Below are 15,244 nucleotides of genomic sequence, written 5' to 3' on the forward strand. Positions count from 1 at the left end.
GGGCATGAACCCCAATAAACAGGGGCCGACCACTCGGTCCGAACAGACCGCCCCTCGGGGTGGCAACTCAGGAAGAGGTACATATGAAAAAATCGGTATTCCTCGGGACGCTGGCAGCGAGTGCTCTGCTGGCTGGCTTCGCGTCGGCGGCAACGCTTGACGACGTCAAGGCCCGCGGCGAGCTGATCTGTGGCGTCAACACCGGTCTCACGGGCTTCGCAGCCCCGGATGCCAACGGCAACTGGCAGGGCTTTGACGTGGCCATCTGTAAGGCCGTCGCGGCTGCCGTTCTTGGTGATGCGTCCAAGGTGAAATACGTTCCGACCACTGGCGAAACCCGCTTTACTGCTCTCGCGTCGGGCGAGATCGACATGCTGGCCCGGAACACGACCTGGACCTTCTCGCGCGATGCGGACCTCAAGTTCACCTTCACCGGTGTGAACTACTATGACGGCCAGGGCTTCATGGTGAAGAAGGACCTCGGCGTTTCTTCGGCCAAGGAACTGGACGGCGCCACGGTTTGCATCCAGACCGGCACGACGACCGAACTGAACCTTGCTGACTTTTTCAAGGTCAACAACATGTCCTACCAGCCGGTCGCGATCCAGACCAACGCTGAAGGCGAACAGCAGTACCTTGCCGGTGCTTGTGACGCCTACACAACTGACGCTTCGGGCCTTGCCGCGACGCGCGCTGTGTTTGCCGATCCGGAAAATCACATCATCCTTCCGGAAATCATCTCGAAAGAGCCGCTCGGGCCGCTCGTCCGCCATGGCGATGACCAGTGGGCCGACATCAACCGCTGGGTGCTGAACGCGCTGATCGCGGCGGAAGAATTCGGCGTAACCTCGGCCAACGTGGAAGAGCTGTCGAAGGGCACCGAGAACCCGGAAGTCAACCGGATCCTCGGAACCGAGGGCGACCTTGGTGCGATGATTGGGCTCGACAAGGAATGGGGCAAGCGTGCGATTGCTGCCGAAGGCAACTATGGCGAAATCTTCGCCAAGTATCTCGGTGAATCGACCCCGATCGGTCTGGCCCGCGGCCTCAACGCGCAGTGGACTCAGGGCGGCCTGCTCTACACGCCGCCGTTCCGCTGATCTGACCCCTTAAGGCGCGCGGAAAACCGCGCGCCTTTTTCCTCCATCAAGAACAGACAGAAGGCCGGGGCATTGTGCCCTGAACAGACGGCAAAGCCGCAAACGCCTTCGACAACGGGGATATAATCATGGCTACAGCCGCTGACACGCCGAGGGAATCCTTTCGGCTAGGGATGCTGATTTACGATACGCGCTATCGGTCGATCACCATTCAGACCATCGTTGTAATTCTCGCCATGGCCGGAGTCTGGTGGCTCTATGACAACCTGATGGCCAATCTCACGGCGCTGGATAAGACGCCGAGCTTCTCGTTCCTCTGGAACCGGGCCGGTTATGACATCAATCAGACGCTCATACCCTATACCAACGACGACACCCATCTGCGTGCAATGCTCGTGGGGCTCGTCAACACGATCCTCGTGGCGGTGCTGGGTTGCGTGGCGGCGACCGTTGTCGGAGTGATTGTCGGCGTGCTCAGACTGTCGAAGAACTGGCTCGTCGCGCGCCTGATGACGGTTTATGTCGAAGGCTTTCGCAACGTCCCGGTACTGCTTTGGATCCTTGTAATTTTTGCAGTCTTGACCGAGATCACGCCGCAACCTCGTGATTTCAAGGTTACAGATGAGATGATCGCGGCAGGCGAAGAACCGGCCGCCTCGATGATCCTCCTGGACACCGTTGCCATCACCAATCGCGGTACCTTCGTTCCGGCGGCACTTTACGAACGCTCGCTGGGCGAGATTAAAATCGGCTTCCTACCGATCAGCCTCAACACACTCGCGATCCTCGCAGTGATCGTCGGCAGCATTCTCGGCTACCGGGCGATCAAGAAACACGCGACAGCAGTGCAGGAGGCGACCGGCATCCGGCCTGTTACCTGGTGGAAGAGCCTTTTGGTGCTCTTCGGCCCAATCATCGTGCTTCTACTCGCCCTCGGCTTCCATCTGGAGATCCCCACACTCGGCGGGTTCAACTTTACCGGCGGCATCCTTGTCTCGAACGCACTGATGGCGCTCTGGCTTGGACTGACGCTCTACACGGCGGCCTTCATTGCCGAGATCGTTCGCGCCGGCATCATGGCCATTTCCAAGGGTCAGTCCGAGGCGTCCTTCGCGCTCGGGCTGCGTCCGGGACGTACGATGAGCCTGATCATCCTTCCACAGGCTCTGCGGGTGATTATTCCGCCTCTGATCTCGCAATACCTGAACCTGACGAAGAATTCGTCGCTGGCGATTGCGGTCAGCTACATGGACCTGCGCGGTACGCTGGGCGGCATCACGCTTAACCAGACAGGACGAGAGCTGGAATGCATGCTCATCCTGATGCTCACCTATCTGGCGCTGAGCCTGCTCATCTCCTCGGGGATGAACGTCTACAACAACGCCGTCAAGCTGAAGGAGCGCTGAGATGTCCGACCTTCATGCCAATTCGGCCCTCTTCGTCCGCAAGGAAATGTTGCCGCCCTCAGACCCGCCGGCGTTGGAATCCGGCGCGATCAAGTGGCTGCGCGAGAACCTCTTCTCGGGCTGGCTGAATTCGACCCTGACCGTTCTGGGACTTGCTGCGATTTTCTTTGTGCTGAAGCTGGGGCTTCCATGGTTCCTTCACGGCGTCTGGAACGCCAACTCGCTCGGGGAATGCCGCGAGATCATCGCGGCAACCTGGGGCGAGGATGCACATGGCGCCTGTTGGGCGGTGATCCGGGAACGCTGGAACCAATTCATGTTCGGGTTCTATCCGCGTGAACTCTACTGGCGGCCAGTTCTGGCGCTTCTGCTGTTGATGGTCGCGCTCGCACCGGTTCTGTTCTCGGAAAAATCGAACAAGCTCTGGATCGCGGGCGGTGTGATCGCCGTGCTCATCCTCTGGCTTTCGGTAAGCTATGGCCAATGGATCCCGGTCGGGATTCTCGTGCTGCTTGCCGCAATTACCGGCTACTTGGGGTCTCGTGGCGTTCACTGGCCGGTCAATCTGCTTTGGTTCACAGGCGTTTACACGGGTCTTGCGTTCTGGCTTCTTTGGGGCGGCACGATCTGGTTGCCAGTCGTTGCGCTGCTTGGATTTGTCGTTGGCTGGATCGCATTCCGGTTCGCGAGCAATGCAGTCGGAACGATCGTCGGCGCCGGTGCCGGTGCGATCGCGGCGATCCTCTGGTGGTACTTCGCTGCCGGGGCTCTTTCTGACACGCTGACCGGGCTGACCGGTCGGACGCAGCCGTTCTGGCTCAGGGGTGTTGATTCCGATGAATTCGGGGGCTTCGTCCTTGCTTTCACCATCGGAATTGCAGGCATCGCGATCTCGCTGCCGATGGGGATCATCCTCGCGCTCGGCCGTCGGTCAGATATGCCGCTTGTCAAGGCGATCTGCGTCGGCTTCATCGAGTTCATCCGCGGTGTGCCGTTGATCACGCTTCTGTTCGTGGCCTCGCTGCTTCTGAACTACTTCCTGCCGCCGGGGACCAACTTCGACATCATCCTGCGCGTCATCATCATGGTCACGCTCTTCTCGGCCGCCTATATCGCCGAGGTGATCCGGGGTGGTCTCGCCGCGCTTCCGCGCGGGCAGTACGAGGCGGCCGACGCGCTTGGTCTCGACTACTGGAAGGCGCAACGGCTGATCATCATGCCACAGGCGCTGAAGATCTCCATCCCCGGGATCGTGTCCTCCTTCATCGGGCTCTTCAAGGACACGACACTGGTGGTCTTCGTCGCCTTGCTCGACCCGCTGAAAGGCATCACCGACGCCGTGCGCGCCGCCATCGAATGGAAGGGTGTCTACTGGGAACCCTACATCTTCGTCGGCGCCATTTTCTTCATCGTCTGCTTCAGCATGTCGCGGTACGCCATGTACCTCGAGAACAAGCTGAAGCGTGAACACCGTTAAGGAGAGTCCATATGTCGGACCCACATGCAGTCACCCGCGAAATCGACCGCAGCCACATGCAGGTTTCGGACGAAGTCGCAATCCAGATCACCAATATGAACAAATGGTACGGCGCGTTCCACGTGCTGCGCGACGTCAACGTAACGGTGAACCGGGGCGAGCGCATCGTCATCTGCGGTCCCTCCGGTTCCGGCAAGTCGACGTTGATCCGCTGCATCAACCGGTTGGAGGAACACCAGCAGGGCAAAATCGTTGTCGACGGAATTGAACTCACCAATGACCTCAAAAACATCGACAAGGTGCGGTCAGAGGTCGGGATGGTGTTCCAGCACTTCAACCTTTTCCCGCATCTGACGATCCTCGAAAACTGCACACTCGCGCCCATCTGGGTCCGTAAGGTCCCGAAGAAAGAAGCCGAGGCGACGGCGATGCATTTCCTTGAAAAGGTGAAGATTCCGGAGCAAGCCAACAAGTATCCGGGCCAGTTGTCGGGTGGTCAGCAGCAGCGGGTGGCCATTGCCCGGTCGCTCTGCATGAAGCCGCGCATCATGCTGTTCGACGAACCGACATCGGCGCTTGACCCCGAGATGATCAAGGAAGTGCTCGATACGATGATCGAGCTGGCCGAAGAGGGGATGACGATGCTCTGCGTGACCCACGAGATGGGCTTCGCCCAGGCTGTGGCGAACCGGGTCATCTTCATGGACCAGGGCCAGATCGTTGAACAGAATGAACCGAAAGAGTTCTTCAACAACCCGCAATCGGACCGGACGAAGTTGTTCCTAAGCCAGATTCTCGGACACTGACACTCATTGGATACAAGAAAAAAAGCCCCGGTTTCTGCCGGGGCTTTTTGCGTATATGGGCGGGCTTTCAGTCCCGCCCCGATGGCACGAAAAAATCCAAGACGGAGCCGGACCCTGCCTTGATCGCCGACCAGCGGTCGATCTGGAAATCGACCACCAGCGTGGCGCCGGTCGGATAGCGGTGGAAGTCCGGGTCGGCGGGCACGCGCGCGGGCAGGCGGGCAGCGAATTCAGCGATGCCGGGATTGTGCCCGATCATCAACACGCAATCACCGGTCGCCTTCGAAAGGTATTTCATCATCACGTCCGGCGCCGCGTGGTACAACGCCGGCACGAACTCCACCTTCGGGGTCACTTCCAGCGGTGCGGCCGCCATCCGGGTCCAGGTCTCCTTGGTCCGCTCGGCTGTTGAACACAGGACCTGATCGGGTTCGTAGCCCCGCGAATGAAGCCACTCCCCCAGTTCCAGCGCCGCGCGCCGCCCGCGCCCGTTCAGGGGCCGGTCATGATCGGCGGTTGCGGGATCGTCCCAAGCGGATTTTGCATGGCGTGTCAGGATCAGGCGGCGGTGGCCGGAAGGAGTCATTTGTGAAAAAGCCTCATGTGATAGGCGGATTGTTCCGGCAGCCTGCCATAGGCTTGTGACAGCGGGCAAGCGCGGCGAACAAGACAACCCGAAGAAAGGCAATCCCGACCGGCAGTGGCGTCAAGGAAAGCATGACAGGAGGGCACATCGTAGCCTTCTGTCGTCAGCGCACCGGCCGGGCAGGCTACCTCGCAGGGACGGTCGGCGCAGCTAAGGCAGGGTGAGGCAGCGGGCGGTGGCGGCAGGTCAAGATGGTCGGGCAACGCCAGGGCGCCCCGGAACGACACCATGAGCCCTGCCTGATCATGGACAAGTAGCTGCACGGGCGAGGCCCAGACCCGTCCGGTCCTGAGCGCCCAGCGATAGAATGGCGGATAGGGCGGGCCGTCGGAGGGGAAGATGGCCTGACCGCCGCAGGTGGCGGCGATGTCGCCAAGCACCCGCTTCGACCAGCGATCCAGCGGGTCAGCGGTGCCGTCCCGCCATTCCGGCGATGCCGTCAGTTGCGCCCAGAATCCCGGTTCCGAAGGTCCGAATAGCAACAGCGTTCGGGTTCCCTCCGGGCAGTCATCCCCGGGTGCGGGATTAAACCCGCCGAAAACCGCTAGGCGGTGTCCGGCGGCACTTCTGTCGATACTGGAAAGATCGGCCCGCGTCATGACGGAACGATGCCGTGCCCCTCAGCCGTCGGCAATGCCAAAGGCGACCTTCGACGCGTGGTTTTCGTTACCGCACGCGCGGCTTCACACGTGGTTCGGTCGTGCGGATGAGAGAGCCCGCGCCGTGATCGGTGAACAGTTCCAGAAGACACGCGTTCGGCACCCGTCCATCGAGGATGACGACGGCGCGCACACCTTCCTCAATCGCCTTCAGCGCGGTTTCGGTCTTGGGAATCATGCCGCCCGCGATGACGCCCTTGGCGGTGAGATCACGAACCTCGTCCGGCGTCAGCTGGGTCATGACCTCGCCCGCCTCGTTCTTCACGCCCGAGACGTCGGTCAGCAGCAGAAGGCGGTCAGCCTGAAGGGCACCTGCTATGGCGCCCGCAGCGGTATCGCCATTGACGTTGAAGGTCTCGTTCGCCTCCATTCCCGTCGCCACCGGCGCGACGACAGGAATGATCCCGGCGGTGAAGAGGTCGCGCAGAACCTGCACGTTCATCTCGACCGGCTTTCCGACAAAGCCAAGCTCGGGATCGTCGGCAACGCAGACCATGAGGTCGTCGTCCTTTCCCGAAAGCCCGACCGCTCTGCCGCCTTCGTCCATGATTGCCTGAACAATGCGCTTATTGACAAGGCCGGTCAGAACCATCTCGACGACCTCGACGGTGGCCTTGTCGGTTACGCGCTTGCCGCGCACGAACTCCGACTTGATGCCCAGCCGAGACAGCAGATCGTTGATCATCGGCCCGCCACCATGGACGACAACCGGGTTCATCCCGACCTGACGCATCAGCACGATATCGCGGGCAAACTCGGCCATTGCCGCCTCATCCCCCATCGCGTTGCCGCCGAACTTCACGACGACGACGGCGCCGGTATAGCGCTGAAGGTAGGGCAGCGCCTCGGAAAGGGTCCGAGCGGTGGCGATCCAGTCACGGTTCATGTCTTGCTTTCTCATTCGCGAAAAAACCTGAAAGGGCGGATGACGTGGTGTTACAGCGTTCCGCGACGTCGGCCAAGGGCGGGAGCCAAAATCCTTCCGCCTCACGCCATCGTTGCGATGATCGCCCGCAGCGTTTCGATGCCATCGCCCTTTTCGGACGAAGTCACGACTATCTCGGGGTAGGCAGCAGGGTGCTTTTGCAGCGCCGCGCGGACCTGGGTCAGGACCTTCTCGTGTTCCGAGGTCTTGATCTTGTCTGCCTTGGTCAGAACCACCTGAAAGGTCACGGCGGACCGGTCGAGAAGCGTCAGGATCTCCTCATCCACCTTCTTGATGCCGTGGCGCATGTCGATCAGCACGAAGGCGCGGCGTAGGGTTTGCCGCCCGCCGAGATAGGATTTTAACAGCGCTTGCCATTTCGCCACCACCGCGACAGGCGCCTCGGCATAGCCATAGCCGGGCAGGTCGACGAGGTAATGGGTGTCTCCGGCCGTGAAATAGTTGATCTCCTGCGTCCGGCCCGGCGTGTTGGAGGCGCGCGCCAGTGCCTTGCGGCCCGTCAGCGCGTTGATGAGAGAGCTTTTTCCGACATTCGAACGGCCCGCGAAACAGACCTCCACCCGGTCGGCCGGGGGCAGGCCCGACATCGCGACGACACCTTTGAGAAAGTCGATGGGGCCGGCGAACATCAGCCGCCCCTTTTCGCGGCTGGCTTCGTCCGGCATCGGGGCCAGCGGGAAGGGAATCGTCACGGCAAAAGCTCCGCCCGGTCGCCGACATTGATTTCGCCGGAGTCGATGACCTTTGCGTAAAGGCCGAAATCATTGTCGCCATGCAGCGCTGTCAGCGCGCGCAGGGTGTCGGCATCGCGTTCACCGGTCACAGGGTTCGCGGTCGTGGCCAGACAGCGCTCTTTCGGTTCGACGATCTCCAGTACCGCGCCGCCGACCCTGAGCTTGCGGCCGATCCAGTCCCGCTCTTCCCAGGGCTTCAGGCCTTCCAGCCAGATATTGCCCCGCCAGCGCAAAGGGGAAAGGTCGACGCCCATATATTCCCCCAGCGCCCGGTTCGACGCGAGCGAGATGAGGGAGATCGATGGATAGTCGGTATCGGTCATGCCACGGCCTTCAACCGAATAAATTCGCGTGGGCAGGGCCCGGTCGGTCGGGCTGATCGGGCGAACCCAATCGATGAAGCGGGCGGCATCGGCGGCATCGTCCGGACGGAATGTGATATCGGGCCGCTCCGGATGGGTCAGCGTCAGGGACGCTGCCGCCTCGTCAAGCGTGGCATTGATCGCCATCAGCTTCGGCGCCTTGGACCCGCGTGAAAAGTTCTGGCAGGGCGACCATTCGCCCTCCGTGATCTTCGCCGCGTCATGCGCCACCGCCCAGTGCCGGTCCCATCGCAGGCCCTGCCCCGCAGTCAACCGGGCCCGCGACAATGCCTCGCGACCATGCGATTTCAGCGGATGACGCTGGAGCGAAGCAACTGTCGGCGTCATTTCGGCGCCGACTTGTCGCGTTTGAACCCGCTCTTGATATTCCCGAAGAGATCCGGGCGTTTCCCGTGCATCGACATGATCGTGTATTGCTGGACGAAAGTGATCGTGTTGTTCGCGATCCAGTAAATGACGAGGCCCGAGGCGAAACTACCGAGCATGAACATGAAGATCCACGGCATCCAGGCAAAGATCATCTGCTGAGTCGGATCGGTCGGTGCGGGGTTCAGTTTCTGCTGGAACCACATCGAGATGCCGAGAAGGATCGGCAGCACGCCGAGCGAGAAGATGAAGAAGAGCGAGCCCTGGTCGGGTGTGGCCCAGGGCAGAAGGCCGAAGAGGTTCAGGATCGACGAAGGGTCGGGTGACGAAAGGTCCTTGATCCAGCCAAACCACGGGGCGTGGTAAAGTTCGATCGTGACGTAGATGACCTTGTAGAGTGAGAAGAAGATCGGGATCTGAAGCAGGATCGGCAGGCAGCCGGAGGCCGGGTTGACCTTGTTCTTCTTGTAAAGCTCCATCATGCCTTTCTGCATCTTCTGGCGATCGTCGCCCGCAGCCTCTTTGAGGGCCTCCATCTCAGGCTGCAACTCCTTCATCCTGGCCATCGAGATGTAGGATTTGCGCGCCAGCGGGAAGACGATCAGCTTGATGATGAAGGTCAGCGCGATGATCGCCCAGCCCATGTTGCCAATGGCGCCATGGAGCCAGTGCAGCAACTGGAACATCGGTTTGGTCAGGAAGAAGAACCAGCCCCAGTCGATGGAGTCGACGAAACCCTTGATCCCGGCGGTTTCTTCATAACCCTTGATCGCTTCCCATTCTTTCGCACCGGCAAAAAGCATCGTCGTTGCGGTCGAGGTTGCGCCCGGCGCGACATCCATCACCGGAAGGCGTGCTTCGGCCTGATAGATGTCTGCCCCGGGAACGTATTTCACGACCGAGGTGAAAGGCTGGCCCGGAGCAGGGGCAAGTGTCGTCATCCAGTATTTGTCGGTGAATCCGATCCAGCCATCGGCGGTGACGGCGACGGGCTCTGCAGGTGCGCCTTCCCGGTTGTCGATATCGAGATCCGGAATGGCGGAATACTTGGTTTCCTCCAGCACGCCATCCGACATGCGGACGACACCCTCGTGCAGAACGTAGATGCGCTGGGCGTCGGGAATTCCGTGGCGGGCGACGATGCCGTAAGGCGCGAGGCGGACCGCAGCGCCGGTCTGGTTCTCAACCGATTGGGTTACGGTGAAAAGGTAGTCGTCGTCGACCTCGATCTTGCGGTGGAAGACCAGACCTGCGCCATTGTCCCATTTAAGCGTGACGGGTTTTCCCGGGGCCAGCGTCGCGCCCGCTTCGACCTGCCACAACGTCTTTGCGTTGGGCACAAACGACGGGTCAAGTCCACCGGCCGGCAGCCAGCCATAGACTGCATAATAGGGCTTCGCTGCATTGAGGTCGGTGCCGCCGATCGGCGCCAGCAGCCGGACATCCGCGGCGCCCTCATCAAGCGAAACCTTGTAATCCTTCAGCGACAGATCGTCGATGCGCCCGCCGAGAAGCGAGATGGAACCTTCGAGCCGCGGCGTTTCGATGTCGACGCGCGCGGCGGCCGACAGTTCGGCGGCGGCCGTGTCGACGGCAGGTGCCCCGGAGGCGGGTTCGCCTGTCGCGGTTGCGGGCTGGGTTGCGTCCACGCCTTGCGCGGTTGTTGTGGGCGCATTCGGATCGACCTCGGGTGTTGGCGGCGGGAACAGGGTGAACCAGATCAGGATCACCAGGAACGACAGCACCGTCGCGAGAATGAGGTTCTTGTTCTGGTCATCCATGATGGCGTCACTACCCGTCCTGTCCGAAGTCTCGGCTGGTTCAACAGAACGGGCGGCGAAAGGTCAAGCGGTTTTCGGGTATCGGCCTTGCTGGCAAGGGCTGACCTGTGCTCTGGGCAGCGCCTTTGCAGCTCAGGGGCGGTTGGCAGACCCGGTTGCCGGTCGGCCAACGTCGAGTGCGGCGCAGATGCGCGGTCGTGGTCACGAAAATAGCCCTGCGGGCACGGTCTGAAACTGCGAGATTGAAACAGGGGTACCGGATCGTTGCTGACCCGGGGCTGGATCAACCGGTGCGGCGTTTCACGCTTGGTGGACCGGAAAGCTTGGCGCGATGTCTGACGATCCAGTCACGGGTGGCCTGAATCGGCAATGGGCGGGAAATAACATAGCCCTGAATATGGGTGCAGCCAAGCTGCGCCAGAATGGCGTGTTCCCCGATGGTTTCCACGCCTTCGGCCAGCGTTTTCAACCCCAGCCGCTCCGCCATCGACAGGACCGCAGTCACCATGCGCTGCTGCGCCGGGTCACAATCGACCTGCGTGACATAAGACCGGTCGATCTTGATGCGGTTCACGGCGAACCGGCGGATCGCGGCGATCGAGGCATGGCCGGTGCCGAAATCGTCAAGATCAATTGGGCAGCCGAACTGTGCAAGGGCAGAGATATTGCGCACGACGATGTCGTCTTCAGACTCTGCCGCAACGGTTTCCAGAATTTCCACCGTCAGCCGTTCGGGCCTCAGGTCAAAGCGATCCAGTTGCCATTTGATCTTGCTGACCAAAGACGGGTCGCACAGCTCCTCGCGCGAGAAATTGACCGCGACCATGGGAACGCTCAGACAGTCGGCATCCCACATTCGCAGGGCCGAGAGCGCATGGTTGAGAATGATCTCGCCCAAACGCCCCCCAAGACCTGCTTCGAGGATCGCCGGAAGGAATTCGGCTGGCGTCAGAACGCCACGCTCGGGGTGTTGCCAGCGGGCCAACGCTTCGAAACCGGAGATGTCGCCGGTATCTGTGCAGAGTTGCGGTTGGAAGTAGGCAACGATTTCGCCGGTTTCCAGAGCAGCCTCGATACGGCCCTGCAGGGCGACATGCGCCGATGTGGCCTTCGCGATATCCGCGGTAAAGGCGCGGATCGTTCCCGCTCCGCTGCGCGCTGCGGCCGTAAGCGCGGCGGCGGCGGCGGTGAGCAACGCCTGACCTGTCCGCTCCGGCGCACGGCCCGAAAGACAGAAGCCGACAGAGACACTGACATAGACCGTGGTCGCATCGATGCTGATCGGTTCGGCGGCGGCAGCCTTCAGCCGCGCAGCGACCTGGATGACCGATTCGAGGTCCATCCTCCGTCCGGGTGCAAGCGCCACGGCAAAAGTTTCGCCGTCGGCGCGGGCCAGCACGTCCTGATCCCGCAGAACCCCCTGCAAGCGGTCGGCGATCTTTCGCAGGACCAGTTCATGAGCGCTTTGCCCAAAGCTGGTGCGCACGCGATTGGGTTCGTCGAGGCCAACGACAAGGCAGGCGGTGGTCTGGCCGGTCTCTTCCTCGGTCAGGAAACCGCGGTCGAGCGCGTCATGCACCGCGATCGACGCCGGAAGGCCGGTGACCACATCGATGGTTTTCCGGATCGGGATCGGCGCTGGTTCGCCAGGCCGGCGCCCTGCGAGCCAGGCCAGCGGCAGTCCAGTGCAGAGGACGAGTGCCGCACCGGCAGCGCCGAAAAAATGACCTGCGGCCGCCAGACCGGTGAACAATACCAGCAGTTCCGGCCGCGCCAGATCCGCACCGGTTCTGATCAGGCTGGTGCGGATACCGTGTCGGATCATGGCAGTTCCCTCAGTCGCCGGGCCACGGAAATGGGCCTTTCGGGTCAACGCTAAGGGGCGGGGGTGAGCGGGAGGTTAATCTTCGTCTGACGAAAACTTCGGAATTTCGTTAAAATCCGATGCTTTGCTTCTGCCCGTGGCGAGACTGACAAAATCGAAGAGTTTCGGGTCCAGGAGATGCGATGGTCGCGCGTTCATCAGCGCCCGGAACATGACCTGCCTGCGGCCGGGACTGCGCGACTCCCATCCGTCGAGGATCTGCTTGACCTGCTGGCGTTGCAGCCCATCCTGCGAGCCGCAGAGGTCGCAGGGGATAATCGGATAGTTCATTGCCCTCGCGAATTTTTCGCAATCTGCTTCGGCCACGAAGGCGAGGGGACGGTAGACGAAAAGGTCGCCATCCTCATTCAGAAGCTTCGGCGGCATGGTGGCCAGCCGCCCGCCGTGGAAGAGATTCATGAAGAAGGTCTCTAAGACATCGTCGCGGTGATGGCCGAGCACCACGGCCGAACAGCCCTCTTCACGCGCGATGCGATAGAGATTGCCGCGACGAAGCCGCGAGCAGAGGGAACACATCGTGCCCCCCGGCGCGATCTTGTCGGTGACGATGGAATAGGTGTCGGCATATTCAATCCGGTGCTCGACGCCCATCTTCGTCAGGAACTCGGGCAGCACCGTTGCCGGAAAACCCGGCTGTCCCTGATCGAGGTTGCAGGCCAGCAGATCGACTGGCAGAAGGCCGCGCCATTTCAATTCATGCAGCACCGCCAGCAGGGTGTAGCTGTCTTTGCCGCCCGACAGGCAGACCAGCCAGCGCGCACCGCGTTCGATCATGCCGTAAGCCTCTATCGCTTCGCGCGTCTCGCGCACGATCCGCTTGCGGAGTTTCTTGAACTCCGTCGAGGCAGGCGCGCCGTGAAACAGCGGATGGATATCATCAAGGTCGTCAAGCATGGCGTTTGCGATACTGCATCGCTTGATTTGCGGCAAGGCTACGTGTCGACCGCCACTCTTTGAGAAATGCCGGATAAGTGGCATCCTGACGGGATTGAACCAGAGACTTTCAGGAGAGCATCATGGACTATATTTTCGTTGCGCGCAGCAAGAAGGGGGACGGGTTCGGCGACGACCCGGCGACCAGCCATTTCGTCGCTGTGCCGGGCAACGCCAGCAATATTCTATTCAAGCACAAGATCACCAAGAACGAATGGCGCAAGGCTGTCATGGATGAAGCGCAGGGCGGCACACCCAATCCGATGACAACGGGCGATATCGTTTTCTATGTCCACGGCTTCAACAATTCGCAGAAGACGGTTCTGGAGCGGCACCGCAAGATCAAGAAGGGGCTGGCCGCGCATGGCTTCAAGGGTGTCGTCGTCAGCTTCGACTGGCCGAGCGGGGATGTCGCGCTCAACTATCTTGAGGACCGCGACAAGGCCAAGGCGGCGGCGCATCAGCTCGTGACCGAGGGGATTGCGCTGTTTGCGAGGCTGCAGGAACCCGATTGCCGGGTCGACATGCATATCCTCGCTCATTCGATGGGCAGCTATGTCGTCCGTGAGGCGTTTGATGACGCCGATGACCGGATGTCTGTCGCCTCGCAAAGCTGGTCGGTCAGTCAGGTGCTGCTGATGGCGGCGGATGTCTCGGTGCATTCGCTGGATGCGGACAATTCCAAGTCTTCCTCGCTTTACCGTCACTGTGTCCGGCTGACGAACTACTACAATCCACGGGATGAGATTCTGTCAGTCTCAGCGGTCAAACGGATCGGGGTCGCCCGGCGGGCGGGCAGGGTGGGGCTCGACAAACCGCCGATCGAAAAGGCCGCCAATGTTTATTGCGGTGAGTATTTCAAGAAGACATATCCCGCCCTTCCTGTGGATGCACAGCATTCCCATGCATGGTTCTTCGACGATGCGGTGTTGATGCAGGACGTCTTCTACACGATCAGCGGCGGGCTGGACCGGAACGAGTTTCCGACACGCGGGGTCACGGACCAGGGCAATCTGGCGCTGCAGGCGCCGCCCGGGTGATCAAGATCGGACCTTGTTGGGGTTCGACCCTTCAGCGGGTCGGGGTAAAATCCGCAAGTACGTCAAGATGCGGGCTGATGTCGCCGATCCGCTCGGCCACCCAATCCGGGTTGTAGTAGGTGTCCAGATAGCGTCGCCCACTGTCGCACATCAGGGTGACAATGGACCCTTCGCGCCCCTCTGCCATCATCTCGCGCGCGACCTGAAGCGCGCCCCAGATATTGGTACCGGTCGAGGCGCCCGCCTTGCGGCCGATCAGGGCTTCAAGCCAAAGGATCGTGGCGACGCTTGCCGTATCGGGAACCTGGATCATCCGGTCGACCACGTCGTGCTGGAACGACGGTTCCACCTTTGGCCGGCCAATCCCCTCGATCCGGCTGGAACAGGCGCGGGTCAGCGTCTTGTCGCCGCTTTGATAGCTGTCGAAGAAGACCGAGTTCTCGGGATCGACCACCACAAGTTCGGTGTTGTAGCCGCGATATCGCACATAGCGGCCAAGCGTGGCCGAGGTGCCGCCGGTGCCCGCGCTCATCACGATGGCGGCGGGGATCGGATGAGGTTCGCGCGCCATCTGTGTGAAAATGCTGTCGGCGATATTGTTGTTCCCGCGCCAGTCGGTGGCGCGTTCGGCATACATGAACTGATCCATGAAATAGCCGCCGGTCGTTTCAGCCAGCGCGACCGCAGCATCATGCATTTCGGGGGCGGAGCCGACGAAATGGCACTGGCCACCATAAAACTCGATCAGCTCGATCTTGCTGCGCGCCGTGCTTTTCGGCATCACCGCGATGAAGGGCAGGCCGAGCATGCGGGCAAAATAGGCCTCCGACACGGCGGTGCTGCCGGATGATGCCTCGATCACCGGTCGCCCCTCCTGCAGCTTGCCATTGCACAGGGCGTAGAGAAACAGCGACCGCGCCAGCCGGTGTTTCAGGCTGCCGGTCGGATGTGTGCTTTCATCCTTCAGGTAGATGTCGACGCCGGTGATGCCGGGAACGTCGAGGCGGAAGAGATGCGTATCGGCCGAGCGCTGGAAATCTGCCTCGATCCGGGTGATCGCCTCGCTGACCCATCCGCGCATT

General features: G+C 61.2%; 14 protein-coding genes. 5 read left to right on the forward strand and 9 right to left on the reverse strand.

The features are described 5' to 3' along the window. Positions 1 to 83 precede the first annotated feature (83 nt). The 4 genes from QKW60_RS08150 (at position 84) to QKW60_RS08165 (ending at position 4,789) form a co-directional block, all read left to right on the forward strand. The gene (locus QKW60_RS08150) at positions 84 to 1,100 is read left to right on the forward strand and encodes an amino acid ABC transporter substrate-binding protein (protein ID WP_282367892.1); all 1,017 of its coding nucleotides are present in this window, start codon (positions 84 to 86) and stop codon (positions 1,098 to 1,100) included. A gap of 128 nt (positions 1,101 to 1,228) precedes the next feature. Then, positions 1,229 to 2,506, forward strand: coding sequence for an amino acid ABC transporter permease (locus QKW60_RS08155; RefSeq protein WP_282367893.1), 1,278 nt, complete (start codon positions 1,229 to 1,231; stop codon positions 2,504 to 2,506). 46 nt (positions 2,507 to 2,552) lie between these two features. Next, on the forward strand, positions 2,553 to 3,983 hold the full coding sequence (locus QKW60_RS08160) for an amino acid ABC transporter permease (RefSeq protein WP_419762673.1): 1,431 nt from the start codon (positions 2,553 to 2,555) through the stop codon (positions 3,981 to 3,983). 11 nt (positions 3,984 to 3,994) lie between these two features. Beyond that, the gene (locus tag QKW60_RS08165; protein WP_282367895.1) at positions 3,995 to 4,789 is read left to right on the forward strand and encodes an amino acid ABC transporter ATP-binding protein; all 795 of its coding nucleotides are present in this window, start codon (positions 3,995 to 3,997) and stop codon (positions 4,787 to 4,789) included. Between the two features lie 67 nt (positions 4,790 to 4,856). On the opposite strand, the gene QKW60_RS08170 is transcribed toward QKW60_RS08165, so the two are convergent. The 8 genes from QKW60_RS08170 to ttcA all read right to left on the reverse strand — a co-directional run bounded on the left by QKW60_RS08170 (position 4,857) and on the right by ttcA (position 13,083). Further along, positions 4,857 to 5,375 (reverse strand): SixA phosphatase family protein, encoded by a 519-nt coding sequence (locus tag QKW60_RS08170; protein ID WP_282367897.1) that lies wholly within the window; start codon positions 5,373 to 5,375, stop codon positions 4,857 to 4,859. Then, positions 5,372 to 6,034: a ferredoxin gene (locus tag QKW60_RS08175; RefSeq protein ID WP_282367899.1), complete on the reverse strand. Its 663-nt coding sequence runs from the start codon at positions 6,032 to 6,034 to the stop codon at positions 5,372 to 5,374. The genes QKW60_RS08170 and QKW60_RS08175 overlap by 4 nt, the downstream gene beginning before the upstream one ends. Positions 6,035 to 6,101: 67 nt before the next feature. Then, on the reverse strand, positions 6,102 to 6,980 hold the full coding sequence (argB, locus tag QKW60_RS08180; RefSeq protein WP_282367902.1) for an acetylglutamate kinase: 879 nt from the start codon (positions 6,978 to 6,980) through the stop codon (positions 6,102 to 6,104). 101 nt (positions 6,981 to 7,081) lie between these two features. Next, positions 7,082 to 7,705, reverse strand: coding sequence for a ribosome biogenesis GTP-binding protein YihA/YsxC (gene yihA / locus QKW60_RS08185; RefSeq protein ID WP_282368653.1), 624 nt, complete (start codon positions 7,703 to 7,705; stop codon positions 7,082 to 7,084). A gap of 23 nt (positions 7,706 to 7,728) precedes the next feature. Continuing rightward, positions 7,729 to 8,484 (reverse strand): MOSC domain-containing protein, encoded by a 756-nt coding sequence (locus tag QKW60_RS08190; protein ID WP_282367904.1) that lies wholly within the window; start codon positions 8,482 to 8,484, stop codon positions 7,729 to 7,731. Further along, on the reverse strand, positions 8,481 to 10,304 hold the full coding sequence (gene yidC, locus QKW60_RS08195) for a membrane protein insertase YidC (RefSeq protein WP_282367906.1): 1,824 nt from the start codon (positions 10,302 to 10,304) through the stop codon (positions 8,481 to 8,483). The genes QKW60_RS08190 and yidC overlap by 4 nt, the downstream gene beginning before the upstream one ends. Positions 10,305 to 10,587: 283 nt before the next feature. Continuing rightward, positions 10,588 to 12,129 (reverse strand): putative bifunctional diguanylate cyclase/phosphodiesterase, encoded by a 1,542-nt coding sequence (locus QKW60_RS08200; protein WP_282367908.1) that lies wholly within the window; start codon positions 12,127 to 12,129, stop codon positions 10,588 to 10,590. 75 nt (positions 12,130 to 12,204) lie between these two features. Beyond that, positions 12,205 to 13,083 (reverse strand): tRNA 2-thiocytidine(32) synthetase TtcA, encoded by an 879-nt coding sequence (gene ttcA / locus QKW60_RS08205; RefSeq protein WP_282367910.1) that lies wholly within the window; start codon positions 13,081 to 13,083, stop codon positions 12,205 to 12,207. 122 nt (positions 13,084 to 13,205) lie between these two features. On the opposite strand from ttcA, the gene QKW60_RS08210 reads away from it, so the two are divergent. After that, positions 13,206 to 14,162 carry an alpha/beta hydrolase gene (locus QKW60_RS08210; RefSeq protein WP_282367912.1) on the forward strand — a complete coding sequence of 319 codons (957 nt, stop codon included), beginning with the start codon at positions 13,206 to 13,208 and terminating at the stop codon, positions 14,160 to 14,162. A 31-nt stretch (positions 14,163 to 14,193) separates the two neighbouring features. On the opposite strand, the gene QKW60_RS08215 is transcribed toward QKW60_RS08210, so the two are convergent. Continuing rightward, on the reverse strand, positions 14,194 to 15,243 hold the full coding sequence (locus QKW60_RS08215) for a PLP-dependent cysteine synthase family protein (RefSeq protein ID WP_282367913.1): 1,050 nt from the start codon (positions 15,241 to 15,243) through the stop codon (positions 14,194 to 14,196). Position 15,244: the final 1 nt, after the last annotated feature.

The sequence above is a fragment of the Albidovulum aestuarii genome (assembly GCF_029961185.1).
Classification (GTDB): Bacteria; Pseudomonadota; Alphaproteobacteria; order Rhodobacterales; family Rhodobacteraceae; genus Albidovulum; species Albidovulum aestuarii.

Bases quoted from the DNA above. Each gene is read 5' to 3' on its own strand.
- argB (WP_282367902.1), bottom strand. From the start codon at position 6,980: ATGAACCGTGACTGGATCGCCACCGCTCGGACCCTTTCCGAGGCGCTG.
- QKW60_RS08165 (WP_282367895.1), top strand. From the start codon at position 3,995: ATGTCGGACCCACATGCAGTCACCCGCGAAATCGACCGCAGCCACATG.
- QKW60_RS08160 (WP_419762673.1), top strand. From the start codon at position 2,553: ATGTTGCCGCCCTCAGACCCGCCGGCGTTGGAATCCGGCGCGATCAAG.
- QKW60_RS08170 (WP_282367897.1), bottom strand. From the start codon at position 5,375: ATGACTCCTTCCGGCCACCGCCGCCTGATCCTGACACGCCATGCAAAA.
- QKW60_RS08210 (WP_282367912.1), top strand. From the start codon at position 13,206: ATGGACTATATTTTCGTTGCGCGCAGCAAGAAGGGGGACGGGTTCGGC.
- ttcA (WP_282367910.1), bottom strand. From the start codon at position 13,083: ATGCTTGACGACCTTGATGATATCCATCCGCTGTTTCACGGCGCGCCT.
- QKW60_RS08215 (WP_282367913.1), bottom strand. From the start codon at position 15,243: ATGCGCGGATGGGTCAGCGAGGCGATCACCCGGATCGAGGCAGATTTC.
- QKW60_RS08155 (WP_282367893.1), top strand. From the start codon at position 1,229: ATGGCTACAGCCGCTGACACGCCGAGGGAATCCTTTCGGCTAGGGATG.
- QKW60_RS08175 (WP_282367899.1), bottom strand. From the start codon at position 6,034: ATGACGCGGGCCGATCTTTCCAGTATCGACAGAAGTGCCGCCGGACAC.
- yidC (WP_282367906.1), bottom strand. From the start codon at position 10,304: ATGGATGACCAGAACAAGAACCTCATTCTCGCGACGGTGCTGTCGTTC.
- yihA (WP_282368653.1), bottom strand. From the start codon at position 7,705: ATGCCGGACGAAGCCAGCCGCGAAAAGGGGCGGCTGATGTTCGCCGGC.
- QKW60_RS08190 (WP_282367904.1), bottom strand. From the start codon at position 8,484: ATGACGCCGACAGTTGCTTCGCTCCAGCGTCATCCGCTGAAATCGCAT.
- QKW60_RS08150 (WP_282367892.1), top strand. From the start codon at position 84: ATGAAAAAATCGGTATTCCTCGGGACGCTGGCAGCGAGTGCTCTGCTG.
- QKW60_RS08200 (WP_282367908.1), bottom strand. From the start codon at position 12,129: ATGATCCGACACGGTATCCGCACCAGCCTGATCAGAACCGGTGCGGAT.